Annotated in this window: 24 protein-coding genes; 11 read left to right on the forward strand and 13 right to left on the reverse strand. The window is 72.4% G+C overall.

Annotation, left to right across the window (positions count from 1 at the left end):
* Positions 1-10: 10 nt before the first annotated feature.
* Positions 11-277, forward strand: coding sequence for a DUF1883 domain-containing protein (locus tag OHS58_RS11205; protein WP_247052126.1), 267 nt, complete (start codon positions 11-13; stop codon positions 275-277).
* Between the two features lie 39 nt (positions 278-316).
* Here the strand turns inward: OHS58_RS11205 and OHS58_RS11210 are convergent, their stop codons facing one another.
* Entirely contained in the window at positions 317-679 is a 363-nt protein-coding gene (locus OHS58_RS11210; RefSeq protein WP_328648170.1) for an amidohydrolase family protein, read from the reverse strand.
* A 255-nt stretch (positions 680-934) separates the two neighbouring features.
* On the opposite strand from OHS58_RS11210, the gene OHS58_RS11215 reads away from it, so the two are divergent.
* From OHS58_RS11215 to OHS58_RS11235, 5 genes are all read left to right on the forward strand, one after another.
* Entirely contained in the window at positions 935-3,484 is a 2,550-nt protein-coding gene (locus tag OHS58_RS11215) for a glutaminase domain-containing protein (protein ID WP_328648171.1), read from the forward strand.
* A gap of 22 nt (positions 3,485-3,506) precedes the next feature.
* Positions 3,507-4,655, forward strand: coding sequence for a type III PLP-dependent enzyme (locus tag OHS58_RS11220; RefSeq protein ID WP_328648172.1), 1,149 nt, complete (start codon positions 3,507-3,509; stop codon positions 4,653-4,655).
* The gene (gene speD, locus OHS58_RS11225) at positions 4,648-5,007 is read left to right on the forward strand and encodes an adenosylmethionine decarboxylase (RefSeq protein ID WP_328648173.1); all 360 of its coding nucleotides are present in this window, start codon (positions 4,648-4,650) and stop codon (positions 5,005-5,007) included. The genes OHS58_RS11220 and speD overlap by 8 nt, the downstream gene beginning before the upstream one ends.
* On the forward strand, positions 5,007-5,876 hold the full coding sequence (locus OHS58_RS11230) for a spermidine synthase (RefSeq protein ID WP_328648174.1): 870 nt from the start codon (positions 5,007-5,009) through the stop codon (positions 5,874-5,876). The genes speD and OHS58_RS11230 overlap by 1 nt, the downstream gene beginning before the upstream one ends.
* Positions 5,877-6,004: 128 nt before the next feature.
* A complete protein-coding gene (locus tag OHS58_RS11235) occupies positions 6,005-6,157 on the forward strand; it encodes a hypothetical protein (RefSeq protein WP_328648175.1) in 153 nt (50 codons plus the stop codon).
* A 51-nt stretch (positions 6,158-6,208) separates the two neighbouring features.
* Here OHS58_RS11235 and OHS58_RS11240 read toward each other — a convergent pair whose 3' ends face one another.
* Both OHS58_RS11240 and OHS58_RS11245 read right to left on the reverse strand, forming a co-directional pair.
* On the reverse strand, positions 6,209-6,646 hold the full coding sequence (locus tag OHS58_RS11240; protein ID WP_328648176.1) for a hypothetical protein: 438 nt from the start codon (positions 6,644-6,646) through the stop codon (positions 6,209-6,211).
* Between the two features lie 308 nt (positions 6,647-6,954).
* The gene (locus OHS58_RS11245; protein ID WP_328648177.1) at positions 6,955-7,398 is read right to left on the reverse strand and encodes a MarR family winged helix-turn-helix transcriptional regulator; all 444 of its coding nucleotides are present in this window, start codon (positions 7,396-7,398) and stop codon (positions 6,955-6,957) included.
* 74 nt (positions 7,399-7,472) lie between these two features.
* Here OHS58_RS11245 and OHS58_RS11250 point away from each other — a divergent pair, with 74 nt between their 5' ends.
* Complete coding sequence (locus tag OHS58_RS11250; RefSeq protein WP_328648178.1) at positions 7,473-9,539, forward strand: MMPL family transporter; 2,067 nt, start codon at positions 7,473-7,475, stop codon at positions 9,537-9,539.
* A gap of 3 nt (positions 9,540-9,542) precedes the next feature.
* Here OHS58_RS11250 and OHS58_RS11255 read toward each other — a convergent pair whose 3' ends face one another.
* The 7 genes from OHS58_RS11255 to OHS58_RS11285 all read right to left on the reverse strand — a co-directional run bounded on the left by OHS58_RS11255 (position 9,543) and on the right by OHS58_RS11285 (position 15,001).
* Complete coding sequence (locus tag OHS58_RS11255; RefSeq protein ID WP_328648179.1) at positions 9,543-9,896, reverse strand: STAS domain-containing protein; 354 nt, start codon at positions 9,894-9,896, stop codon at positions 9,543-9,545.
* Positions 9,893-10,969 carry a cobalamin B12-binding domain-containing protein gene (locus OHS58_RS11260; protein ID WP_326953070.1) on the reverse strand — a complete coding sequence of 359 codons (1,077 nt, stop codon included), beginning with the start codon at positions 10,967-10,969 and terminating at the stop codon, positions 9,893-9,895. Before OHS58_RS11260 ends, OHS58_RS11255 begins: the two co-directional genes overlap by 4 nt.
* Positions 10,966-12,588, reverse strand: a complete 1,623-nt coding sequence (locus tag OHS58_RS11265) for a PP2C family protein-serine/threonine phosphatase (RefSeq protein ID WP_328648180.1) — start codon at positions 12,586-12,588, stop codon at positions 10,966-10,968. Before OHS58_RS11265 ends, OHS58_RS11260 begins: the two co-directional genes overlap by 4 nt.
* Positions 12,581-12,970: an ATP-binding protein gene (locus tag OHS58_RS11270; RefSeq protein ID WP_247052114.1), complete on the reverse strand. Its 390-nt coding sequence runs from the start codon at positions 12,968-12,970 to the stop codon at positions 12,581-12,583. The genes OHS58_RS11265 and OHS58_RS11270 overlap by 8 nt, the downstream gene beginning before the upstream one ends.
* Positions 12,971-13,062: 92 nt before the next feature.
* Positions 13,063-13,449, reverse strand: coding sequence for an STAS domain-containing protein (locus tag OHS58_RS11275; RefSeq protein WP_328648181.1), 387 nt, complete (start codon positions 13,447-13,449; stop codon positions 13,063-13,065).
* A 115-nt stretch (positions 13,450-13,564) separates the two neighbouring features.
* Positions 13,565-14,731 (reverse strand): VanZ family protein, encoded by a 1,167-nt coding sequence (locus OHS58_RS11280; protein ID WP_328648182.1) that lies wholly within the window; start codon positions 14,729-14,731, stop codon positions 13,565-13,567.
* 75 nt (positions 14,732-14,806) lie between these two features.
* Positions 14,807-15,001: an antitoxin gene (locus tag OHS58_RS11285; protein ID WP_326949895.1), complete on the reverse strand. Its 195-nt coding sequence runs from the start codon at positions 14,999-15,001 to the stop codon at positions 14,807-14,809.
* 438 nt (positions 15,002-15,439) lie between these two features.
* Here OHS58_RS11285 and OHS58_RS11290 point away from each other — a divergent pair, with 438 nt between their 5' ends.
* Entirely contained in the window at positions 15,440-17,167 is a 1,728-nt protein-coding gene (locus OHS58_RS11290) for a sulfatase (RefSeq protein ID WP_326949894.1), read from the forward strand.
* A gap of 352 nt (positions 17,168-17,519) precedes the next feature.
* The gene (locus OHS58_RS11295) at positions 17,520-17,849 is read left to right on the forward strand and encodes a hypothetical protein (RefSeq protein ID WP_326949893.1); all 330 of its coding nucleotides are present in this window, start codon (positions 17,520-17,522) and stop codon (positions 17,847-17,849) included.
* Positions 17,850-17,904: 55 nt separating this feature from the next.
* Here the strand turns inward: OHS58_RS11295 and OHS58_RS11300 are convergent, their stop codons facing one another.
* Entirely contained in the window at positions 17,905-18,993 is a 1,089-nt protein-coding gene (locus tag OHS58_RS11300) for a mandelate racemase/muconate lactonizing enzyme family protein (protein WP_328648183.1), read from the reverse strand.
* Positions 18,994-19,443: 450 nt separating this feature from the next.
* Between OHS58_RS11300 and OHS58_RS11305 the strand changes: the two genes are divergently transcribed.
* Entirely contained in the window at positions 19,444-20,571 is a 1,128-nt protein-coding gene (locus OHS58_RS11305; RefSeq protein WP_328648184.1) for a S1 family peptidase, read from the forward strand.
* A gap of 42 nt (positions 20,572-20,613) precedes the next feature.
* A complete protein-coding gene (gene tsaA / locus OHS58_RS11310) occupies positions 20,614-21,117 on the forward strand; it encodes a tRNA (N6-threonylcarbamoyladenosine(37)-N6)-methyltransferase TrmO (RefSeq protein WP_328648185.1) in 504 nt (167 codons plus the stop codon).
* On the opposite strand, the gene OHS58_RS11315 is transcribed toward tsaA, so the two are convergent.
* Together OHS58_RS11315 and OHS58_RS11320 are read right to left on the reverse strand one after the other, a co-directional pair.
* On the reverse strand, positions 21,114-21,704 hold the full coding sequence (locus tag OHS58_RS11315; RefSeq protein WP_328648186.1) for a TetR/AcrR family transcriptional regulator: 591 nt from the start codon (positions 21,702-21,704) through the stop codon (positions 21,114-21,116). The genes tsaA and OHS58_RS11315 overlap by 4 nt on opposite strands.
* A gap of 4 nt (positions 21,705-21,708) precedes the next feature.
* A complete protein-coding gene (locus tag OHS58_RS11320; protein WP_328648187.1) occupies positions 21,709-22,575 on the reverse strand; it encodes an alpha/beta fold hydrolase in 867 nt (288 codons plus the stop codon).
* Between the last annotated feature and the right edge of the window lie 177 nt (positions 22,576-22,752).

Consider the following 22,752-nt stretch of genomic DNA (forward strand, 5'->3'; position numbering starts at 1 on the left):
GAGGGACGGAATGCAACCGAAGGTGTTCGACCTGGGGAAGGTACGAAGAGACGCGGTGGTCACCATCCGGCTGGCCGCGATGGCCAACGTCAGGCTCCTGACGGCGGTCAACTTCGAGGCCTACCGGCGCCGGCAGTACTACCGGATGCACGGCGGGGTGGCCACCGCACCGATGTTCAAGATCCACATCCCGGCCAACGCGCACTGGTTCCTGGTGCTCGACGTCGAGGGGCTGGAAAGCCTGCCCCTGCACCCGCGGGTGAGCGTCGTGCCCTGAGCCCGCACGCCCCGTGGACACACCGGCCGCCGGTGAACGTCAGCGCGACCTCTCCCTTTCGGTGCCGTCGAAGGGATCCCGGTCGAGCACGACCAGGTCCGCGCGGCGGCCGGGCCGGATCGCGCCGGTGTCGTCGAGGTGGTTGACGTACGCCGAACCCGCCGTGCTGCATGATCTTGACGCTCTCCGCGCGGAAACCCCGGCCGCGCAACGACTCCCGGCGCTCCAGGCGGTGCTCGGCGCCGCGCGCCTGCAGGACGCCGGTGAGCGCGCCGCCGGCGTCGCGCTGGATGTGGGCGTCGGGCGGATCCGGGGTGATGGCGCGGTCGAGGGCGCGGGTGTTCGGCCAGGCACCGTGATGGTCCGATCACGCCCCGAGTGGACAGGAACCGGGCCAGACACCGACCCGCGCCAAACGGCCCGGGGCGGGCTGTCCGGCGTGCGGTCCGCGGCGGCCCCGAATCACTGTCCGGCCAGGTCAGCGCCGACCGGACGGCGGGCTCAGGTGGCACCGGACCAGAGCGCAGCGTGGTCCGTCCGGCACCCGGAGCAACAGCGGACGCCGACCATCGGCGGATTTACAACGTTGTATCAACGATGTAAAAGTGTCCCTGCGCTGTTCGTCGCTCCGGTCACACGCCGTAGAAGGGGCCATCGATGTCCTCCCGTGCACGCGATCACCTGTCCCGCCGCGACCTCCTGCGGCTCGCCGGCGGGACGGCCGCCGCGGTCGCCGCCGCCCTGTGGCTGCCCGGTGTGGCGGCCGCCGCCGGCACCTTCAGCCCGCTCCGGCCGCCGGCCACGCCGCTGATCGTCCGCTCGCCGTACCTGTCCGCCTGGCAGCCGTCCGACAACCTGCCCGGCACGTGGGCGAGCTTCTGGAACGGGCACACCACCGCGCTGTGCGGCCTCGCCCGCGTCGACGGCGTGGCCTACGTCTTCGCCGGCTCGCCCGCCCTGCCGTCCGGGCCCGCGCTGACCCCGATGACGCAGGTGAGCCTGCAGGTCACCGGCACCCGCTCGACCTACGTCCTCGGCGGCGGCGGGGTGAACCTGACCGTCACGTTCTTCTCGCCCGTCGACCCGGCGAACCTGCAACGCCAGTCCGTGCCGTTCGGCTACGTGACCATCCAGGCCACCAGCACCGACGGCCGCGCGCACGCCGTCGACCTGCACTTCGACACCTCGGCCGAGTGGGTGCACGGCAACACCGCGACCCCGGTCACCTGGACGCAGCAGCAGTCCGGCGGCCAGACCCTGCTGAGCTGCACCCCGGCGAGCCCGGGCGTGCTGCAGGAGAACGGCGAACAGGCCAGCTGGGGCTCCCTCGTGGTGGCGGCACCGACCGCCGGGACGACCTGGCAGATCGGGCAGGACACCGTCGTGCGCGCCGCGTCCGCCGGGCAAGGCGCCCTGCCGAACACCAGCGACACCGCGCAGCCGCGCGCGATCAGCGACCGCTGGCCGGTGCTCGCGTTCAACAAGAACCTCGGCACGATCGCGGCCGGCGGGACGTCGGCGCCGTTCACGCTCTCGGTCGGCCACGTCCGGACCCCGGCGGTGCGTTACCTCGGCGCGGAGCTGAAGCCCTGGTGGACGCACTACTGGGGCAGCTGGCAGGACATGGCCGTCTGGTTCGCGGCCGACCACGCGGCCGCGCTGTCGGCGGCGACGGCGATCGACCAGCGGCTGCACGACGACGCCGTGGCCGCGGCCGGCGGCGGCACCACCGGCGAGCACTACGCCGGGATCTGCGCGCTCGCCCTGCGCCAGGCGTTCGGCGGCACCGAGCTGGTCGACCGCGGCGGCGCGCCGTGGGCCTTCCTCAAGGAGATCTCCTCCAGCGGCAACATGTCCACAGTGGACGTCACCTACCCGGCGTTCCCGGCCTACCTCTACCTGTCCCCGGCCTACCTGCGGCTCATCCTGGAGCCGCTGCTCGACTACCCCGAGCACGGCGGCTGGCCGATGCAGTTCGCCGAGCACGACGTCGGCACGCACTACCCGGACGCGACCGGGCACAACGACGGCAACGAGGAGAGCATGCCGGTCGAGGAGTCGGCCAACATGCTGATCATGGCCGCCGCGCTGGTGCAGCGGCTGCCGGCGGCGGAGGCGAGCGCCTTCGCCACCACCCACTACCGGATCCTGCGGCAGTGGGCCGAGTACCTCGTCGGCAACACCCTCGACCCGGGCTTCCAGAACCAGACCGACGACTTCACCGGGTTCATCGCCCACAGCGCCAACCTCGCGCTCAAGGGCATCGTCGGCGTCGGCGCGATGGGCGTCATCGCGAGCGCCACCGGCAACACCGCCGACGCCCAGCGCTACCGGTCGGTCTCGCGCAGCTACGTCAGCCAGTGGGTGACGCTCGCGCAGGACACGTCCGGCCAGCACCTGAAGCTCGCCTACGACCAGCCCGGCACGTGGAGCCTCAAGTACAACGGCTTCGCCGACCGCGTGCTCGGCCTCGACCTGGTGCCGCTGGGCGTCGCCGCGCAGGAGGCGGCCTGGTACCAGGCCCGCGCGGGCGCCCACGGCGTGCTGCTCGACCCGCGCAACAACTACACGAAGGCCGACTGGGAGCTGTGGACCGCGGCCTGGCTCACCGACCAGCCGAACATCCGGAACACCATGGTCGAGGGCGTCTACAGCTTCGCGAACAGCACCCCGCAGCGCGTGCCGTTCACCGACTGGTACGTCGTCGCCGACGCCACCCAGCGCGGCTTCCAGGCCCGTCCGGTCGCCGGCGGCTACCTGGCGCTGCTGACCCGGCCCGCCGGCTCGGCGACGGTCTGGCGCAAGCTCCAGAACCAGCGGTCGGGCAAGGTCCTCGCTGTGTCGAACATGTCACTGGCCGACACCGCCGAGGTCACCCAGTGGAGCGACAACGGCAGCGCCGACCACCTCTGGGCGGTGGTCGACAACGGCGACGGCACGGTCCGGATCGTCAACCGCAACAGCGGCAAGATCCTGGCCGTGCACGACCAGAGCCTCGACAACGGCGCGCACGTGCAGCAGTACCAGGACAACGGCACCCCGGACCACAACTGGCGGATCGTCGACGCCGGCGGCGGCTGGTCGAAGGTCGTCAACGTCCGCAGCGGCAAGGTCATGGCGGTCGACCAGCAGTCCACCGCCGACGGCGCGCAGGTGACGCAGTGGGACGACAACGGCTCCCCGGACCACCTGTGGCGGTTCGTCTGACGTCGTTTGCAAGACTGGCGGCGTGTGCGCCGACTTCAGCCGGATCCGCCGGTTCCTCGACGAGCGGGATCCGCCGACCCCGTGCCTCGTCGTCGACACCGACGTCGTCGCGGCCCGGGCGGCGGAGTTCCGCGCGGCGTTCCCCGGCGCGCTGATCCGCTACGCGGTCAAGGCCAACCCGGCCCCGCCGGTGCTCGACGCGCTGGTGGCGGCCGGGATCGGCTTCGACGTCGCCGGGCCCGCCGAGGTCGCGCGGTGCCTCGAGCGCGGCGCCGACCCAGCGGACCTCGCCTACGGCAACCCGATCAAGAAGGCCCGCGACATCGCCTTCGCCTACGAGCGCGGGGTCCGCGAGTTCACCTCGGACGCGCCGGCCGACGTCGACAACCTGGGCCGGCACGCGCCCGGCTCGGCCGTGTCGATCCGCGTGGTCCTCGACGCGCCCGACTCGGTGACGCCGTTCGGCCGCAAGTTCGGCTGCGACCCGGCCGAGGCCCTCGACCTGGTGCTGCGGGCGGCTGAGCTGGGCCTGCGGCCCGGCATCGCGTTCCACGTCGGCTCGCAGCAGCCCGACCCGCTCGCCTGGGAGATCGGCATCGCCACGGCGGCGAAGCTGGCCGCCGAGACCGCGGCCCAGGGCGTGCCGGTGACGCGGCTCAACCTGGGCGGCGGCTTCGCGACGGCCCACCGCACCGGCGTCCCGCCGCTGGCCACCTACGCGGCGACGATCGCGTCGGCGCTCGATGCGCACTTCCCCGAGGAGCGGCCCGAGCTGCTGCTCGAGCCGGGCCGGGTGCTCGTCGCCGACGCCGGTCTGCTGCGCACCGAGGTCGTGCTGGTCGCGGACCGGGGCGAGCGGCGCTGGGTGTACCTCGACATCGGCCGCTACAACGGCCTCGCCGAGGCCGAGAACGAGGCGATCGCCTACCGGTTCGAGCCGGTCGGGCGGCCCGCCGGGCCCACCGGGCCGGTGGTGCTCGCCGGGCCGACCTGTGACGGCGACGACGTGCTCTACCAGCGGACGCCCTACGAGCTGCCGCTGTCGCTGTGCGCGGGTGACCGCCTCGACCTGCCCGGGACCGGCGCCTACACGGCGTCGTACGCCTCGGTGGAGTTCAACGGGATCGAGCCGCTGCGCACCTACTGCCTGGGGAAGTGGGGAGATGCCTGAATTCGGCCGGTTCACCGGACGGCACGTCCTGGCCGAGCTGCACGGCGTCGACCCGGGCCTGCTCGACGACGCCCCGAAGCTGGGGGAGCTGCTCCGCGCCGCGGTGACGGAGGCGGGTGCGACGGTCGTCGACGTCGTCGCCAAGAGCTTCGCGCCGCAGGGCGCCACCGTGATCGCGCTGCTCGCCGAGTCGCACGCGTCCGTGCACACCTACCCCGAGCACGGGTCGCTGTTCGCCGACGTGTTCACCTGCGGCGAGCGCGCCGACCCCGAGCACGCCGTGCGGCTGCTGGCCAAGTCGCTCGACGCCGCTTCGGTCCACCTGTCCGTCCTCCGCCGGGGAGAAGCCTGATGCCCGCGATCCACGAACCACTCGGCCCCGGCCTGACCCGCGTCTGGGAGGTCGACGACGTCGTGTTCAGCGCGCGCACGGCCTACCAGGAGGTGCTGATCGGGCGCACCGCGCAGGGCGTCTCGCTGTTCTGCGACAACGAGCGCCAGAGCACCGAGGCCAGTCAGCTGCTGTACCACGAGGCGCTGATGGTCCCCGCGCTCCTGCTCGCCGACCAGGTGCGCCGGGTGCTCGTGATCGGTTCCAGCGAAGGCGTCGCCTGCGAACTGGCACTGGCCGCCGGCGCCGAGGTCGTCGACCACGTCGACATCGACGAGCAGGCCGTCCGCGCCTGCGCCGAGCACCTGCCCTACGGCTACACGACGGCCGACCTCGCCGAAGCCGAACGCGGGTCCGGCCCGGTCCGGCTGTCCTTCGCGGACGGCTGGGCCTTCCTGGCCGCCGCGGAGGAGCGCGGCGACACCTACGACGTGGTCGTGATCGACCTGCCGGACGAGAACACCGACCCGGACGCGCAGCACAACCGCTTGTACGGCACGGACTTCCTCGGCCGCTGCGCCCGGCTGCTGGCCTCCGGCGGCGTGGTGACCTGCCAGGCGGGCTGCCCGACGCTGTGGCGCAACGAGACGCTGCTGGCGTCGTGGCGACGGTTCCGCGAAGTGTTCGGCACCGTGCTGTACTTCGGCTCCGACGAGCACGAGTGGGCGTTCCTCTCCGGGCGCGCGGACCGCGTGGACGAGCCGGGCGCGCTGGTGGCGCGACGGTTCGGGGAGCGGGGGAGCAAGGCCGTGACGGTGGACGCGGAAGCGTTGCTCGCGGGCGCGACGCCCCCGTTCTCACTGCGGCGCGATGACGGCGCGGGCCAGTGATGGCCGGCGTTTCGCTGCGGGGCGATACCGGCCAGTGGTGAACCGCGCTTCGCTTCGGGCGTGAGATAGGTGCAGGGCGGTAATGACCTCCGTTCGGTGAAGCCGGTTCTGGCGAGCGCGAGCGGGCGTTGCCCAAGCGCGCGGACCGCGTCGACGAGCCGGGCGCGCTGGTGGCGCGACGGTTCGGGGAGCGGGGGAGCAAGGCCGTGACGGTGGACGCGGAAGCGTTGCTCGCGGGCGCGACGCCCCCGTTTTCGCTACGGCGCGATGACGGCCACTGACTGCTGGAGAAAGACCCGCCCACCGGCAGCACCGGCGGGCGGGCCGTTCACTCAGACGTGCGTGACCAGCAACGTCACTCCCGCTTCACCGCCGCAGTCGACGAACACCGGACCCACGCCGTTGCCGATTTGTTCGGACAGCGTGGCTTTCGCCTCGAATTCGTCCGGGCCGGACTTCAGGATCCGGATGTTCTCCAGGACCGGGTGCTCAGGGAAGCCGCCGAGCACGGACTTCAGGCCCGTGCCGCCGCCGCAGTTTCCGGTGATGGTCACTTCTTCGCCGCGCCTGGTCGTGGGGTTCGGGCTCACCTGAACGGTGGCGCGCGCCCCCTTCGGCGGCTTCTGGTGTGCTTCGGTCATGGTTTTCCCCTCCGTGGTCCCGGAATCGGCCGACGCCCCGCCGGCGATCCCGATGCTCGTGGCCGTGATCAGCCCGGCCGCGAGGGCCAGGCCGAGCACTGTCCGCTTCGGCTTCGTGGTGCCGCGCATGGTGATCTCCTCCCTTGACCCGGTGTCGCCGGATCTACCCGTAAGTCGCGAGGGGAGGAGCGGAGGTTCTCGAAGAGGTGTGGATCACTCGAAAGGGTGAACGCGAAAGGCCTGGCACTTTCGCGGGAAAGTGCCAGGCCGCAAGGAAATCCAGGTCAGTTGCCGACCGGTGGTCGTTCGGCTTTCGCGGTGGGCACGAGGGTGCATCGTCGCTCGAACCGTTCCATCAGCACGGTTGCGATCAACAGGGCGACTGGGGTGCTCACCGCGATCCACATGCCTGCTCAGTTACCCAGCCCCGGTTGATCTCAATCGCCCGCCGACAGACCGCCGATCAAAGAGAGCAACCGCGTGCGGAAGGCGTCGTCGTCCCCGAGGCCGCCGAGCAGGGCCGGGTCTTCGCGTTCGGCCCGCACCGCGCGTTCGTGGACCGTGCGGCCGCGCGCGGTCAGCCGCGTCAGGTGGCGGCGGGCGTCGGCCGGGTCCGGCGTGCGGGTGACGAAGCCGGCCTTGGCGAGCCGGTCGAGGGTGCGGCTCATCGTCTGGTCGGTCACCTGGCAGCGCTGGGCCAGCGCCCGCTGGGGGAGTGGCCCCTCGCGCAGGGTGTGCAACGCGATCAGCCCCGCGTGGGTGAGGCCCATGCCGGCCAGCACGGCGACCCAGCGCTGCTCGACCAGCCGCGCGGCCACGGCCAGCAGCCGGCCGGTCGGCCACGTGCTCAGGTCCGGTTCGGGGGCTGTGCTCACCGTCACTCCCGGTCGTCGTGCAGAATGTTCAGCCTGCTGAACAATTGGGCGTGTTCGCGCTCGAAGGGACTTTAGCGACCATGAACAAGACCGCCCCACGCCGTCTTCGCTGGCTGATCCCGGCCCTCCTGGTGATCGGCTGGCTCGCGATCGGCGGGTTCGGCGGGCCGTTCGCCGGGAAGCTCAGCGAAGTCGCGAAGAACGACAACGCCGCCTTCCTGCCCAGGTCGGCTGAAGCCACCGAGGTCTCCGACGAGCAGAAGGCGTTCACCCCGCGCCAGGTGCTGCCCGCCACCGTCGTCGCCGAGCGAACGAGCGGCCTGACCGGCGAAGACCGGCGGTTCCTCGCGGACAAGGCCCGGCAGCTGGGTACCGTGCCCGGCGTCGTCGGCCCGCTCGGCCAGCCGCAGCCCGCGCCGCGCGACAACCAGGCCGTGCAGCTGGCCGTGCCGATCCTCGCCGACGGCAACCCCGCCGACGTCGTCAAGGAGGTCCGCGCCCAGCTCGCCGGCGCGCCGGACGGCCTGACCGTGCTGGTCACCGGCCCGGCCGGGCAGATCGCCGACCTGGTCACGGCGTTCGGCGGCATCGACGGCATCCTGCTGCTCGTCGCCGGCGGTGTGGTCGCGCTGATCCTGATCGTCGTCTACCGCAGCCCGCTGCTGCCGTTCCTGGTGCTGCTCTCGGCGGTGTTCGCGCTCGGGCTCGCGAGCCTCGTCGTCTACCTGCTGGCGAAGAACGACATCCTCGCGCTCAACGGCCAGAGCCAGGGCATCCTCTCGATCCTCGTGTTCGGCGCGGCGACCGACTACGCCCTGCTGACGGTCGCGCGGTTCCGCGAGCAGCTGCGCGACACCCCGAGCCGGTTCGACGCGCTGCGGATCGCGTGGCGCGCCACGCTCGAACCGATCGCCGCGTCGGCGGGCACCGTCGTGCTCGGGGTGCTGTGCCTGCTGTTCAGCGACCTGAACTCCAACAAGGGCCTCGGCCCGGTCGCCGCGATCGGCATCGGCGCCGCGCTGCTGGCGTCGACGACGTTCCTGCCCGCCGTGCTCGCGCTGTGCGGCCGCGGCGCGTTCTGGCCGTTCAAGCCCGCGCTCGGCTCGCCGCACCCGGAGACCGCCGGGATCTGGGGCCGGGTGGCCGGCCTGGTCGGCAAGCGGCCGCGCACGGTCTGGGTGGTGACGGCGCTCGTGCTCGGCATCGGCGTCGCGTTCCTGCCGCAGCTCAAGGCGTCCGGCACCGCGCAGTCGGACGTCTTCCTCACCCAGGTCGAGTCCGGGACCGGCCAGGACATCCTCGGCCGGCACTTCCCGGGCGGCCTCGGCGCGCCCGCGATCACGATCGCCGACGCCGGCGCGCTGCCCGCCGTGCTCGCGGCGTCCGAAGTGGACGGTGTGGCCCAGTCGCTCCCGCTGCCCGGCCCCGACGGGCAGCCGAAGGTGGTCGGCGGCCGGGTGCAGATCCTGTCCGTGCTGAACGACGCGGCGGACTCCGAAGCCGCCGTCGCGACCGTCGGCCGGCTGCGCGACGCCGTGCACGCGGTGCCTGGCGCAGCGGCCAAGGTCGGTGGCCCGACGGCGATCCAGCTCGACACGCAGCAGACGTCCGTGCACGACCGGGAGCTGATCATCCCGATCGTGCTGCTGGTGATCTTCCTCGTGCTGGCCCTGCTGCTGCGGTCCCTGCTCGCGCCGCTGCTGCTGATCGCGACGGTGGTGCTGTCGTTCGCCGCGACGATGGGCGTGTCGGCGCTGGTGTTCAACCACATCTTCGGTTTCCCGGGCGCGGACCCGGTGGTGCCGTTGTTCGGGTTCGTGTTCCTGGTGGCGCTGGGGATCGACTACAACATCTTCCTGATGACGCGCGTCCGCGAGGAAGCACTGACCCGGGGCACCCGCGCCGGCACACTACGCGGCTTGTCGCTGACCGGCGGCGTGATCACGTCGGCCGGCGTCGTGCTGGCCGCGACGTTCTCCGCGCTGTCGGTGATCCCGATCCTGTTCCTGGCCCAGATCGCGTTCATCGTCGCGTTCGGCGTCCTGCTGGACACGTTCCTGGTGCGATCGCTGCTGGTCCCGGCGCTGACCGTGGACGTCGGCCGCCGCATCTGGTGGCCGTCGAAACTGGCCCGGGCGGACGACTAGGGGTCAGGAGTCGGCGCGAGCGCGGGCGATCGGGGCCTCGCCGGTCAGGTGGGCGAAGGTGCCGGTCAGCGCGAGCAGCCGGTCGAGGGCGGGCCGGCGGTTGTCCAGGTGCAGCCGGCAGCCCGCGTCGGTGACGACGGTGTGGACGCGCAGCAGCGCCGAGAGCCCGGAGGAGTCGCAGAAGCCGATGCCCTCGCAGTCGAGCCGCACGTCCCGGACGCCCGGCGCGGCCGCCAGCCGGTCGCCGATCAGCTTCGGCAGCAGCGCGGCCGTCGTGTACTCCAGGTCGCCGGTGACGACGACGCGGGCCGTGTCGGGCCGCGGCGAGGTCCAGGTGCAGGTCAGCGCGCTGCTCATGCGGACGGCCCCGATCCGGCGGCCCGGGCCGCCAAGTGCGTGTGCGCGGTGCCGAGCAGCTCGGTGGCCCGGGGGAAGTCGCGGAGCTGCGCCTCGAGCAGGTCGAGGGCGGGCACCAGCGAGACGGCCGGGACGCCGCGCGCGGTGAGGATGTCCGCCGTCCAGGTCAGGAACCCGGTGAGCAGCTCGCTGTCGCCGACGTAGAGGGCGGTCGCGAGGAAGTCGACGATGTGCGCGATGTCCTCGGCGGTGTGCTGGCGCTGCAGGTCCGTGTAGGACCGCATGGCCGGGATCCGCTCCTCCAGCCCGGCGAGCACGGCCTTCACCAGGTTGCCCGAGCTGCGCGTGACCAGGGTGTACTCCTGGTCGGCCAGGTGCGGCAGGTCGTCGAGCGGCTGGTGGCCGATCTGCGGCCGGGGGAGCGGCTCGGCCAGCTTGTCGGCGGCCGTGCGCGCGTCCGGGGCCCACGCTTCGGCGCCGAGCAGCCGCGCGTACCGGCCGTCCGGCCCGAACGCGGCGCCGCCGGCGATGACCGGGGTCGCCGCCGCCTGGCACGCCGTGATCGTCGCGTGCGCCGTCGGCAGCCGGGTGGCGATGGAGCTGGACAGGGCGACCGCGTCCGGCCCGGTGCGGTGCAGGTGGGCGACCAGGTGCGGCGCCGGGACCTGTGCGCCCAGGTAGTCGACGTGGAACCCGCGCAGCCGCAGGACCTCGGCGAGCAGCCGGGCGGGCATCGCGTGCCACTCGCCGTCCACGCAGGCGACGGTGACGCGGCCGAGGTGCGGCTCGGGGCGTTGCAGGACGTAGCCGAAGGTCGCGATGACGCGGTCGTTGATCGCCGTCGCCGCGTGCTCCTGGGCGACGGTCAGCCGGTTGGCCGCCCACTCCCGGCCGACCTTGCGCTGCACCGCGCCGATCACGTCGAGCAGCACGCTCTCCGGGTCCAGGCCCTGGCCCAGCGCCTGGACCACGACGTCGCCCGCGGTGTACTCGTCGCCGGTGGTGACGGCGGCCCAGAGCAGCTCGGCGTGCTCGGCGATCCCGGCCGGGCCGGTCCGGGTCGAGGCGCTCACGCGGTGTACCTCCCGCGGCCGTGCCCGCCGACCGCGGCGAGGTGCTGCCCGCGCGGGGCGGTGATCGCGAGGACCGCCATGTCGTCGTGGTTGCCGCGGCCGATCCACTGCGCCGCGAGCATGTGCACCCGCTCGACGACCGCGTCGGCCGGCATGTTCGCGCACTCGGTCAGCGCCTGCCGGAGCCGGTCCTCGCCGAACATCGCGTCCCCGAGCGGGCCGCCCTTGGCCTCGACGATGCCGTCGGTGAACATCAGGCAGGTCTCGCCGGGGTCGAGCGTGATGTCCGCGCTCGTCGACTCGATCTCGGGCAGGACGCCGATCAGGCTGCCGTGGGTGTCGGCCTCCTCGACCCGCCCGTCCGCCCGGACGATCAGGGGCGGCGGGTGGCCGGCGCAGGTGACGCGCAGCCGGACCGTGTTGCCTTCGCGCCGCGCGGACGCCAGCACCAGCGTGACGAAGCGGGCGTCGCGACGGTCGGCGAGCGTGGCGTTCAGCTGCCCGAGCAGCCGCTGGTGGTCGCCCGCCATCGGCAGCAGCGCCCGCAGCGTCGTGCGGATCTTGCCGGTCAGCACGGCGGCGTCGAGGCCCTTGCCGCAGACGTCGCCGAGCACGGCCAGCGACTCGTCGCCGTCGATCGCGGAGTGCACGTCGTAGAAGTCGCCGCCGATCCGCTCGCCGTCGAGCGCCGGGCGGTACCGGCCGGCGAACTCGACCCCGCCGGCCTGCTCGAGCGTCGGCGGGAGCAGCTCCCGCATCAGCGTGTCGGTGATGGACGCCTGCAGCGCGAACACCCGCGCCGCCGACATCGCCGCCCCCGCGCGCGCCGCGAAGAGGCGGGCGAAGAGCTCTTCCTGCTCGCTGAACGAGGCCCGGTCGCCGGTGCGCAGCAGGACCAGCGCGCCGGCGGGCACGCCGTGGCCGGGCAGCGGCGTCACGACGATCGAGCCGACCGGCCCGAAGCCGGCCGGCAGCAGCCAGCGGGGCGCGGCGTCCGGGTCGAGCCAGCGTGAGGGCACCGGCGGGAAGCCCTGGAGGGCCTCGCCGAGCCCGGGCAGCTCGTCCGGGTCGACCTCCAGCCGGCCACGCGACGGCTCGCCGCCCCGCACGCAGGTGACGGCGGGGAACGAGCCGGTCGTCGCGGGCGCCAGCACGAGCGCGGCGTCGGCCAGGTGCTCCGCGGCGAGCCGCGCGGCGACCTCCATGCAGCGTTCGAGGTTCAGCGAGCCCAGCAGCGCGGCGGAGGCCTCGCTGAGGAACGCCGTGCGCTCCTGCTCGTGGGCCAGCGCGTCCTGGGCGGTGCGGATGTCGGTCTCGTCGACCAGCCACCACGTCACGGCGTCGCCGTGCGGGACCGGGTGCGCGGCCAGGAACCGGGCACCGGCTTCGCCGCGGGTGATCTCACTCGTGCGCAGGTCGTGGGCCTCGGCCAGCCAGCCGGCGACCGTGCCGGCCAGGGGACGGCCGGGGGCGACGCCGGGGAAGAGCAGGCGAGCGGCCTCGTTCAGCGCCCGGACCACGCCGGCGCCGTCCGCGACGATGGCCGCGGCGGGCGCGGCGTCCCAGCCCCGGTCGCCGGTGAGCGGGGTGACGGGAGCCGTGTCGACGCGTTCAGCCATGGGTCCCCGGGTCCGTGGCCAGCTCGGCCCACAGGGTCTTGCCGGTGGGCCGGCCGAGCTGGCCCCACGCGGCCGCACAGCGTTCGACCAGCAGCAGCCCGCGGCCGCCCTGGTCGGACGGCGTCCGGCGCCGGGCCGTCTCGCCGCTGCCGTCGTCGACCTCGATGCGGACCTTGGCCGCGCTGGGCAGCAGGCGCACGTGGTAGGGCGCGTGGCCGTGGCGCAGGGCGTTGGAGGCCAGCTCGTCCACCACCATGACCGCGGTGGTGACCACGCTCGCCGGGAAGCCGCCGAGCACGGTCCGGACCCAGCTGCGGACCTTCGCCAGCTCGGAGAGGTCGGCCGTGATGCCGATTTCGTGCCTGTCGAAGCGCAGGTTCACGTCCGCCTCCTTCACCGTGCCGGGCCCCGAAGGGATGTCGTCCCCTTCTTCATGCCCCGAACCGGGCTCGCCCACACGGGCGCCGGACGTCGTCATGCGCCCTCACCCCAGGAAGCGCGCGCCGCGTCGACGGTCGGGTGCAGCGGCATGACCGCGGCGAGGCCCAGCAGCTCGACCGGCCGCACGACAGCGGGGACGGTGGTCGCGATGGCGAAGCGGCCGCCCGCGTCGTGCAGCCGGTTGCCCAGCCGCAGCAGCACCTGCAGGCAGCTGGAGTCGCAGTAGGTGACCTCGGTCATGTCCAGCACGATCCGGCCGGTGCCGGGGTCGGCGGGCAGGAGGTTCTCGAGTTTCACCGAGACGGCCAGGTCGAACTCACCACGCAGGACGTAGACGGTCGCGTCTCCGGCGTCGTGCTTGGCCAGCGACCAGCCCTCACCGGAGGAGCGCTGCCGAGGCCGCGTTGCGTCGGTGCTCATGGGTTGTCGCTCCTGGAGGGGACGGGCTTCGTCTGACAGCGGGCTGGCGGTTCAACCCGTTCACGCAAATCTACCAGCGGCGCCTGACACGGGCAGCGCAGTGGTTGTGCCGTCCTCAAAGGACTTCCTTGGCGCGGGCGGGCGCGGGTGCCGGTTCGACGGGGGTGATCGCAGGTGGGGGCACGATCGCGACGTTCACGGTCCGGGTCAGCCGTTCGTAGGGTGCGCGGTGCTCGTCGTCGAGCAGGACGGCCAGCGGTGTCCACACCAGCACGACGAAGGCCGACGCCGCCAGGGCGAGGGGCAGCAGCAGCTGTTCGGGGTGTTCGCCGAGGTCCCAGTGGTCCAGGTCCAGCAGCAGCCAGGTCAGCCAGAGCGGGGACAGCAGGACGCCGTTGCGGACCAGCAGCGAGATCGGTCCGGCCCGGCGGCCGCTGCGCCGCGCGACCTTCAGCAGCATCGCCCGCTTGCCCGGCGTCGACCCGGTGACCGCCGGCAGCACCACGAACCACACGAGCGCGAGGATGACGACCGGCGTGTCGCGGTGGCGCATGTCCTCGCCGAACAGGGTCAGCAGGCCGAACAGGAACCCGAGGAGCACGGCGAACCCGAGCAGGTCGGTGGCCAGCGCGAACAGCCGCCGGGTGAAGGTGACCTTCGTGGCGTAGCGGCGGCGGTCGTGGTCCGGCTCCAGCGCGGGCAGCACCCGGCCGAGCGGGCCGGCGATCAGCCAGCCGAGCGCGGCGCCGGCGGTGTTCAGGATGAGGTCGTCGACGCTGAACAGGCGGTACGGGCACGGGTAGACGAACCACAGGCCGGTGAGCTGCGTCAGCTCGAACAGGAGGGAGAGGCCGAACCCGGCCAGGATCGTCGGCACCGCGCGCATCCGCTGGGCGTAGCGCAGGAAGAGGCCGAACGGGACCAGCATCGCGACGTTGAGCGCGGTGGTCCAGACAGCGGGGTTGTGCAGGATCGCGCTCGGGCTCCAGTGGCCGCGGGCGCGTTGCGACACGACTTCGACGAAGTAGAACGGCCGCAACTGGGGCGAGCTGGCGTAGCTGCTGCCGGCGCAGAAGTTCGCGTTGTCGGGCAGCGGCAGGATCGTCTGCGTCGCGATCGCCAGGAGGTAGAAGACGAAGGTGTAGAACACGACCGTCGTCCACCCGCCCGCGCGGCCTCGGCGGCGGTAGCTGACGAACGCCGCCGGCAGCATGACGACCAGCGCGATGAGCGGGAACAGGTAGAGGGCGGTCCGGACGGGGACGAGGTAGGTGGCGACCACGGAGCCGGTGGTACCCAGCCGGGGCCCGGTCGAAGCGTGCTTCGCCCGGTCGGCTGGGCAGTCACCGGCGTCGCGTCACTGCGGCGGCGCGTCCTGCTGGCCGCCGCCCTGCTTGTGCAGGAAGTCCTTCACCTTGTCCGAGCCCTGGTCGATCTTGTCGGAGTGCTCGCCGAACCGGCCCTTGGCGGCTTCGGCGGCCTTGTCGACACCCTGGTCGGCCTTGTCGGGGTTGTTGCCCAGGGCCTCTTTCGCCTTGTCGAAAAGACTCATCGGTAGGGCTCCATTCGGAATAGCGGGGCTTCGGTCTTCCCGAGCAAAACACCCGGCCGACCGGGCCGCAACCGAACGGCCGCATTCCTTCCCCGGTAGGGGGTATCGCGGCTCTTTCGTGGGTGAAAGACGGAGTACGGGGGTTTGAGACCACGGGCATCGGGTAACGGCGATTTCCTTTCGGATCCGCCCGATCGCCGGGATCCGGAAAGGTGCCGCCGCACGAAATGGACGACCAGCACCCGGGTGGGCGGACGACGCCCCGACCCGGGTACCGGGGGCCGATCGTCCGGATCGTCCCGGAACGGGGGACCTCCGGCCGCCGGCGTCGCGGTGCGTGAACCGCGCGCCGTCGTTATCCGTATATGCGGTGAGGATCGCCGTCCCCGCCGCACGGGCCCGGCGATCGCCCCGTGAACTGTGATGTGAGGCCGCGCCATGATGGGAACCACCGGTCTGCCGCTGTCGCGGCGAGCCCGCCGCCGCACTCCGGACGGAGGGACGGCAGGGACGGCAGGGACGGTGCTGCCCGACTTCGGGCTGCCCCGGGCCGCCCGGCGGCACGCCGTCGCGGGCGTGGTGCTCACCGTCCTGGCCGCGCTGCTGGTGCTGTTCGCGCTGCTCGCGCCGGACGACCTCAACTCGTTCGCACCGGAAGCGCTGGTGCGGGTGCCGGTGGAAGGCCTGATCGTGGCCGCGTTCGTGCTGGTCCTGCCGCCGCGGGCGCGCCGGGTCGTGGCGGTGCTGGTCGGGCTGGTGCTGGGCCTGCTCGTCGTGATGAAGGCGCTCGACACCGGCTTCTACGCGACGCTCGAGAAGCCGTTCGACCCGGTTTACGACTGGAGCTTCTTCAACGCCGGTCTCGAGTTCCTCGCCGGGGAGATCGGTGACGCCGCCGCCTACGCCGTGCTGGCCGGCGCCGTGGTGCTCGCGATCGCCGTCGTCGTGTTCATGGTGCTCGCGATGCTGCGGCTCACCCGGATCGCGGCCGGCAGGCGGACCGGCGCAACACGCGTGGTGGCCGTGCTCGGCGTGATCTGGATCGTCTGCTCGGTGTTCGGCGTCGAGATCGCGCCGGGCCAGCCGGTCGCGGCCCAGAACGCCGCCGCCCTGGCCTACGACGACCTCCGCCAGGTCGGCACGGACCTGCGGGAACAGCAGCCGTTCAGCGAGCTGGCCGCCGACGACGCGTACCGGAACACCCCCGGTGACCAGCTGCTGGCCGGGCTGCGCGGCAAGAACGTGGTGCTCACGTTCGTGGAGAGCTACGGCCGCGTCGCGCTCGACGACCCGGAGTTCGCGCCGAAGATCGGCGCGACGCTCGACGCCGGCACGGCGCAGCTGCGGGCGGCCGGCATCGGCGCGAAAAGCGCGTTCCTGTCGTCCTCGACGTTCGGCGGCGGCAGCTGGCTCGCGCACTCGACCGTCGAGTCCGGCATGTGGATCGACAACCAGCAGCGTTACAACAACCTCCTCGACAGCGACCGGCTGACCCTCGGCGGCGCGTTCCAGAAGGCGGGCTGGAAGACCGTCTGGGACGTGCCCGCGCACACGAAGGACTGGCCGGAGGGCCAGCGGTTCTACCACCCGGACGCCTACTACGACTTCCGCAACATCGGCTACAAGGGGCCGGGGTTCGCCTACGCCACGATGCCGGACCAGTACACGTTCTCGATGCTGCAGCGCAACGAGCTGGCGAAGTCGGCCCAGAAGCCGGTGATGGCGGAGGTGGACCTCGTCTCCAGCCACGCGCCCTGGTCGCCGCGGCCCTGGCTGGTCGACTGGAACCAGGTCGGCGACGGCTCGGTCTTCGCGCCGCAGCCGGGCGCGGGGGAGGCGCCCGAGTCGGTCTGGAAGGACCCGGCGAAGATCCGCGACGCCTACCGCGACGCCACCGACTACTCGCTGAAGACGCTGATCTCGTTCGTGCAGCACTACGGCGACGACAACCTCGTGCTGGTGTTCCTCGGTGACCACCAGCCGCCCGTCGTCACCCCGCAGGGCGCGGTCCACGACGTGCCGATCACGATCGTGGCCAAGGACCCGAAGGTGCTGGACCGGATCTCCGGCTGGGGCTGGACCGACGGCCTGCACCCGGCCGCGCAGGCGCCGGTCTGGAAGATGGACTCCTTCCGCGACCGCTTCCTGACCGCGTTCGCCCACTGATCGGCCCCTGAAGGTCCACTGAGGACGCTCCCGTCGCACCGGGTTCCGGCCATCTCGGAGTGGCACGCGCGGACGGCGGGCGAGCTGAGCCGGGCGGCCCGCGTCGATCGGGGTCGCGGACAAGGCCGTCTCCGCGGCGAAGAGGGCGGGTCGGGACCGGTTTTGTCGCGGTGGTCGGAGAAACGCCCGCGGGCGTCACCCCTCCGCGAGCCGCCCGGGGGCCCGCGCTCGCCCGGATGGAGCAGTGTCGTGACTTTCCGCTGCGCGGAATTCACTTGCCCGATGAATTGCCGGTAATTCTCCCGCACTTCTACGCTTCGTCAGGTCGGGTTCTCCGCGCTGAGGAGTGGTCATGCGAAGGAAATTGGCGGTTCTCGCCGTCGCGCTTTTTTCCCTGTTCGGTCTGACGGTCGGTACCGCGGCCGCGGCCGGCAGCGATTTCGCGCCACCCGGTTGCTTCGGGGAGCGGTACGGCGTGCTTTTCGGCCAAGGCGTCTCGGTCACCTGCTTCCCCGGTGAGGGTTACGGTTACCGAGTGATCGCGCACTGCGCGAGCGGCAACGCCTTCTGGTACGTGGTCGGCGACTTCGTGCCGTACGGCTTCGGCCCGGCCGTCGCGGAATGCACCGGCGCGTTGCTGGTGCCGGCCAGGCTGGTCACCTATCAGGTCGACGAAATCTGATTCCGGCGCCTTTCCGTCCGGCCGCCCATTCGGGTGGCCGGGCGGAAGTGCGCGCTCAGGAAACGCGGCGGTCGTCCATCGCGTCGCGGTCCCAGTCGATTCCGAGACCGGCGGTTTCCGGTGGTACCGCACGGCCGTTTTCCACGGTCATTTCCGTGCGCGTGATCGCCCGCAGCTGCGGGATGTGCTCGACGTACCGGCCGTTCGGGACGGCCGCCACGAGACTCACGTGCAGTTCCATCAGGAAGTGCGGGCAGACGTCGACGTTGAAGGCCTCGGCCAGGTGGGCGACCTTGAGCCAGGGCGTGATGCCGCCGACCCGGGCGACGTCGGGCTGCACGATCGAGGCCGCGCCGCGGTGCAGGTAGTCGCGGAACTGCGCGATCGAGTACAGCGACTCTCCGACGGCGATCGGCACCGGCGTCGCGGCGGCGAGCCGGGCGTGCCCGGACACGTCGTCGGCCGGCAGCGGCTCTTCCAGCCAGCACAGGTCCAGTCCGGCGAACGCGGCCGCCCGCCGGATCGCCTCCGCGGCCGTCATCGACTGGTTGGCGTCCACCATCAGGTCGAACCGCGGGCCGACGGCCGCGCGGACCGCGGCGAGCCGCTCGACGTCTTCGGCGGCGGTGGGCTTGCCGATCTTGACCTTGACGCCACCCCAGCCGGCGGCCTCGGCGGCCTTCGCCCCCGCGACGAGCTCCTCGGTGCCGAGGTGCAGCCAGCCGCCTTCGGTGTCGTAGAGCGGAACCCGCGCGCCGAACCCGCCGGCGACGCGCCACAGCGGCTCGCCGGCCCGGCGGCACTTGAGGTCCCACAGTGCGGTGTCGACGGCGGCGAGCGCGAGCGAGGTGATCGCGCCGACGCTCGTCGCCCGGGTGGCGGCGAACAGGTCCCGCCAGATCGCCTCGACCAGCCGGGAGTCCTGCCCGACGAGCCGGGGGAGCAGGTGGTCCCGCAGCAGCGCGACGACGGAGCTGCCGCCGGTGCCGATCGTGTAGGAGTAGCCGAGCCCGCTCCCGCCGTCGTCGGTGCTCAGCTCGACGAAGACGGTCTCCTGGGACAGGAACGCCTGCACGGCGTCGGTGCGGGCCTGCTCGACCGCGACGTCGACGAGAAAAGCTCCGGCCCGTGTGACGACAGCCATCGATCCCCCTGACGCAGAATCCTATAGGAAATAGGATTCTGTCGCGGTAGTGGCCGGTCTGTCAACGAGCCGGGGGTAAGGGCCCGCAGGGGCGGCCGGGTTCCGGATTCGCGCCGGGTCGAGGGGACGGTCATGCACGTCTGGTGCCCTGCCGTCCCTGGTTCCTGGTCCCGGGCGCGAGGGCGTGTTGTACTTGGTTCAGACCTTTTACAACGTTGTAATGGAGGTTGGCGAGCGCGCGCCGCGAACGGCCGGGAGCCGGGTCGCGCTTCTTTGGTGCGTGCGAAACATGTTGTGGCGCAACATATCGAAGCGTTCAGTCTGTTGTGGACAGTCGTTCGCTCCCGCTAATTCCGGACAGAAAACCGGACAATTCTGGACCTGCCGCGGACCCGCCCGCACACTCGGCCCACAGTGTGTTTCTTTCCCCCGGCCTCGGAGGAGTTCCTCATGCGTCGAAGAATCGCCCTGGCTCTCGGCGGCGCCGCCGTCCTCACCGCCAGTCTCGCCAGCAGTGCCCTCGCCCCCGCCGTCGCGCAGGCCTCACCCGGCCTGATCGCCGCTATGCAACGGGATTTCGGGCTGACCACCGCCCAGGCCGAAACCCGGCTGGGACAGGAGATGACCGCCTCGCGGGTGCTGCCGGACGCGCAGCGTGCCGCCGGCAACGCGTTCGGCGGGGCCTGGTTCGACCCCGCGCTCGGCAAGCTCGTCGTCGGCGTGACCGACCCCGCCGCGGCCGCCGCCGTCCGCCGAGCCGGGGCCGAGCCGACGACCGCCGCCGTCAGCGCGGCGAAGCTGGACGCGGCGAAGGCCGCCATCGACTCGGCGGCCAAGGCGCACCCCGCCCCGGCCGGCGTCAGCGGCTGGCGCACCGACGCGCGCACCGGCAGCGTCGTGGTCACCCTCCGGCCCGGCGCGCAGGGCGCCGACGTCGACGCTTTCGTCGCGCAGGCCCGGAAAGCCGGCCCCGTCACCGTGACGTCGACGCCGAAGGCCGAGACGCTTTCGGCCGGCACCGTCGGCGGCGACCCGTACTACATCAACGGCAACACCCGCTGCTCGATCGGCTTCTCCGTGAACGGCGGGTTCGTCAGCGCCGGGCACTGCGGCGGCGCCGGCAGCTCGGTCGTCGGCTGGGACGGCTCGGCGATGGGCACGTTCGCCGGATCTTCGTTCCCCGGCAACGACTACTCCTTCATCCGCATCGGCAACGGCTGGTGGACCGCGCCGGTCGTGCTCGGCTGGGGCACAGTCAGTGACGCGATCGTGCGCGGCTCCTGGGTCGCGCCGGTCGGCACCTCGGTGTGCCGTTCGGGCTCGACGACGCACTGGCACTGCGGTGTCGTGGAAGGGCTGAACGAAACCGTCAACTACTCCCAGGGCGCCGTCTACCAGGTGACCCGCACCAACGTCTGCGCCGAACCCGGCGACTCGGGCGGCTCCTTCATCACCGGTGACCAGGCGCAGGGCGTCACCTCCGGTGGCTGGGGCAACTGCAGCTCCGGCGGCGAGACGTGGTTCCAGCCGGTGAACGAGATCCTGCAGACCTTCGGCGTCGGGCTCGTCACGGGCTGACGACCGGACGCGACGCCGGTCGCGGGCACCTAGGCTGGGCCGATGACCCCGCCACCGCTGCCCGCGATCGGCGTCGTGCGCACCGCCCGGACGGAGCTCGAGCACACCCCCGTCCAGGCGGCCGCGAACCGCGCCGAAGAAGGCACCATCGAACTCGACGACGGCTTCGCCGAAGGGCTGGCCGGGCTCGCCGGGTTCGACTACGCGTGGCTGCTGAGCTGGCTGGACCGGCCCGACCGGCCGGGTGGGCTCACGCAGGTGCCGTACCTGCTGCGCCGCGAAGGCCGCCGGATGGGCATCTTCGCTACCCGCGGCCCGCGCCGGCCGAACCCGATCGGGCTGAGCCTCATCCGGCTGCTCGACGTCTCCGGCACCACGATCCGGTTCGCCGGCGTCGACCTGCTGGACGGCACGCCGGTGCTCGACGTGAAGCCGTACGTCACCCGGTTCGACCGGCCGCCCGGCGACCCCGCCTGCGGGTGGTTCGACGCCGTGGACGTGCCCGAAGGCGTCACCCCGGCCCGGCTCGCGGAGGACCCCGGCTAGGTCTTCAGGAGGCTGGCCAGCCACGCGCCGAGCACCTGCTGGACGTCGGCGCGGGTGCGCGCGGGATCGTCCGCCGCGGCGATCATCCGGGCCGCCTCCATCACCGCGCTCAGCACCAGCTGCGCCAGCGCGGGCACCGGCAGCTCGACGATCAGGCCGTCCACTTTGGCCTGCTCCAGCACGCTGACGATCAGCCCGAGGCCGTACTCCGCCTCGATCTCGCGCCAGACCTCCCAGCCGAGCACGGCGGGCGCGTCGGTGAGGGAGATCCGGCGGACGTCCTCGCGCAGGCACGCGTCGAGGAACACGCCGAGGCCGAGCGTCATGCCGGTCAGCGGGTCCGCGGCCTGGGTGAACGCGGCCGCGACCTCTTCGGTCAGCTCGCGTTCCAGCTCCTCGACGACCGCCCGGAACAGGCCCTGCTTGTCGGCGTAGTGGTGGTACAGCGCGCCGCGGGTGACGCCCGCCGCGCGGGTGATCTCGTCCGCCGGCACGGCCTGGTAGCCGCGGGTGGCGAACAGCTCGCGCGCGGCGGCGACCAGGGCGGCCTTCGTGCCGGCGGAACGGTCCTGCTGGGTACGTCGCACCCGCCTAATCTGCCATGACGCCCGCGAACTCGACGACGTGGCGGGCCAGCACGGCGGGCTGGTCCTCGGAGACGAACGTGTAGGAGTCCGCGATCTCGACGAGCGTCGCGTCCGGCAGCAGCGCGGCGAGCCGGTGGGCGAGCGCGATCGGGAACAGCTTGTCCTCGCTCGCCCAGGCGAGCAGCACCGGCCGGTCGAAGGTCCGCAGCGCCGCCGCGGCGGCCAGCGTGTGCCGCGGGTGCACGTCCCGCAGCAGCTTGCGCAGGTCGCGCCGCACCCCGGCGGACTTGCGCAGGGGCGCGAGGTAGGCCTGCGCGATGGCGTCGGGCAGCGGCCGCTTGACCACCCAGCCGAACAGCATCGGCAGCGGGTAGAGCGCGCGGATGCGCAGGAGCTGGCCGAGCACGGCCATCGACCCCGGGATCCGCGCGATCACCGGCAGCGGCTTGAAGATCGGCGGGAAGAAGTACTCGAAGCAGTCGGACGGCGTGAGCACGACCCGCCCGACCCGCTCCGGACGCCGGCTGAGCAGGATCTGCGTCAGCGCGCCGCCGGTGTCGTTCGCGACCAGCGTGACGTCGCGCAGGTCCAGCGCGTCCAGGAAGTCCGCGAGCACGTCGGCGGCGCCCGCGGGGGAGAGGTCGGCGTCCGCCCCCATCGGGAGGTCGTGCGAGCCCAGCGGCAGATCCGGAGCTACACAACGGAATCCGGCCGCCACGACGTCCGGCACCACCTTCCGCCACAGCTCGGCGTTCGTCAGCACGCCGTGGACGAACACCACCGGCGCGCCGCTGCCCCGCTCGAAGTACCGCACCTCGCCGGCCGGCAACCGGACCCGGCGTTCCCGGCCCAGGGATTCGCTTCTCGTCATGCGGCTCATGGTTACATACATACGCCATGTATGTAAATGGATCGGCTCAGTACATCGTGACCGAGCGTGAGACTGGGTGATCGTCAAGGATTCACGGGCTACGTGCCGGCCGAGGCGGATTCCGGCGCCGGGTCGCCGGGGTGTTGGCCGATGTTTGGCCACCCGGTGTCTCCTGCG

Source organism: Amycolatopsis sp. NBC_00348 (assembly GCF_036114655.1).
Taxonomy (GTDB): Bacteria; Actinomycetota; Actinomycetes; order Mycobacteriales; family Pseudonocardiaceae; genus Amycolatopsis.

Coding starts and splice junctions, on each gene's coding strand:
- OHS58_RS11205 (WP_247052126.1), top strand. CDS start 11: ATGCAACCGAAGGTGTTCGACCTGGGGAAGGTACGAAGAGACGCGGTG.
- OHS58_RS11215 (WP_328648171.1), top strand. CDS start 935: ATGTCCTCCCGTGCACGCGATCACCTGTCCCGCCGCGACCTCCTGCGG.
- speD (WP_328648173.1), top strand. CDS start 4,648: ATGCCTGAATTCGGCCGGTTCACCGGACGGCACGTCCTGGCCGAGCTG.
- OHS58_RS11230 (WP_328648174.1), top strand. CDS start 5,007: ATGCCCGCGATCCACGAACCACTCGGCCCCGGCCTGACCCGCGTCTGG.
- OHS58_RS11240 (WP_328648176.1), bottom strand. CDS start 6,646: ATGCGCGGCACCACGAAGCCGAAGCGGACAGTGCTCGGCCTGGCCCTC.
- OHS58_RS11250 (WP_328648178.1), top strand. CDS start 7,473: ATGAACAAGACCGCCCCACGCCGTCTTCGCTGGCTGATCCCGGCCCTC.
- OHS58_RS11255 (WP_328648179.1), bottom strand. CDS start 9,896: ATGAGCAGCGCGCTGACCTGCACCTGGACCTCGCCGCGGCCCGACACG.
- OHS58_RS11265 (WP_328648180.1), bottom strand. CDS start 12,588: ATGGCTGAACGCGTCGACACGGCTCCCGTCACCCCGCTCACCGGCGAC.
- OHS58_RS11275 (WP_328648181.1), bottom strand. CDS start 13,449: ATGAGCACCGACGCAACGCGGCCTCGGCAGCGCTCCTCCGGTGAGGGC.
- OHS58_RS11285 (WP_326949895.1), bottom strand. CDS start 15,001: ATGAGTCTTTTCGACAAGGCGAAAGAGGCCCTGGGCAACAACCCCGAC.
- OHS58_RS11290 (WP_326949894.1), top strand. CDS start 15,440: ATGATGGGAACCACCGGTCTGCCGCTGTCGCGGCGAGCCCGCCGCCGC.
- OHS58_RS11295 (WP_326949893.1), top strand. CDS start 17,520: ATGCGAAGGAAATTGGCGGTTCTCGCCGTCGCGCTTTTTTCCCTGTTC.
- OHS58_RS11300 (WP_328648183.1), bottom strand. CDS start 18,993: ATGGCTGTCGTCACACGGGCCGGAGCTTTTCTCGTCGACGTCGCGGTC.
- OHS58_RS11305 (WP_328648184.1), top strand. CDS start 19,444: ATGCGTCGAAGAATCGCCCTGGCTCTCGGCGGCGCCGCCGTCCTCACC.
- tsaA (WP_328648185.1), top strand. CDS start 20,614: ATGACCCCGCCACCGCTGCCCGCGATCGGCGTCGTGCGCACCGCCCGG.
- OHS58_RS11320 (WP_328648187.1), bottom strand. CDS start 22,575: ATGACGAGAAGCGAATCCCTGGGCCGGGAACGCCGGGTCCGGTTGCCG.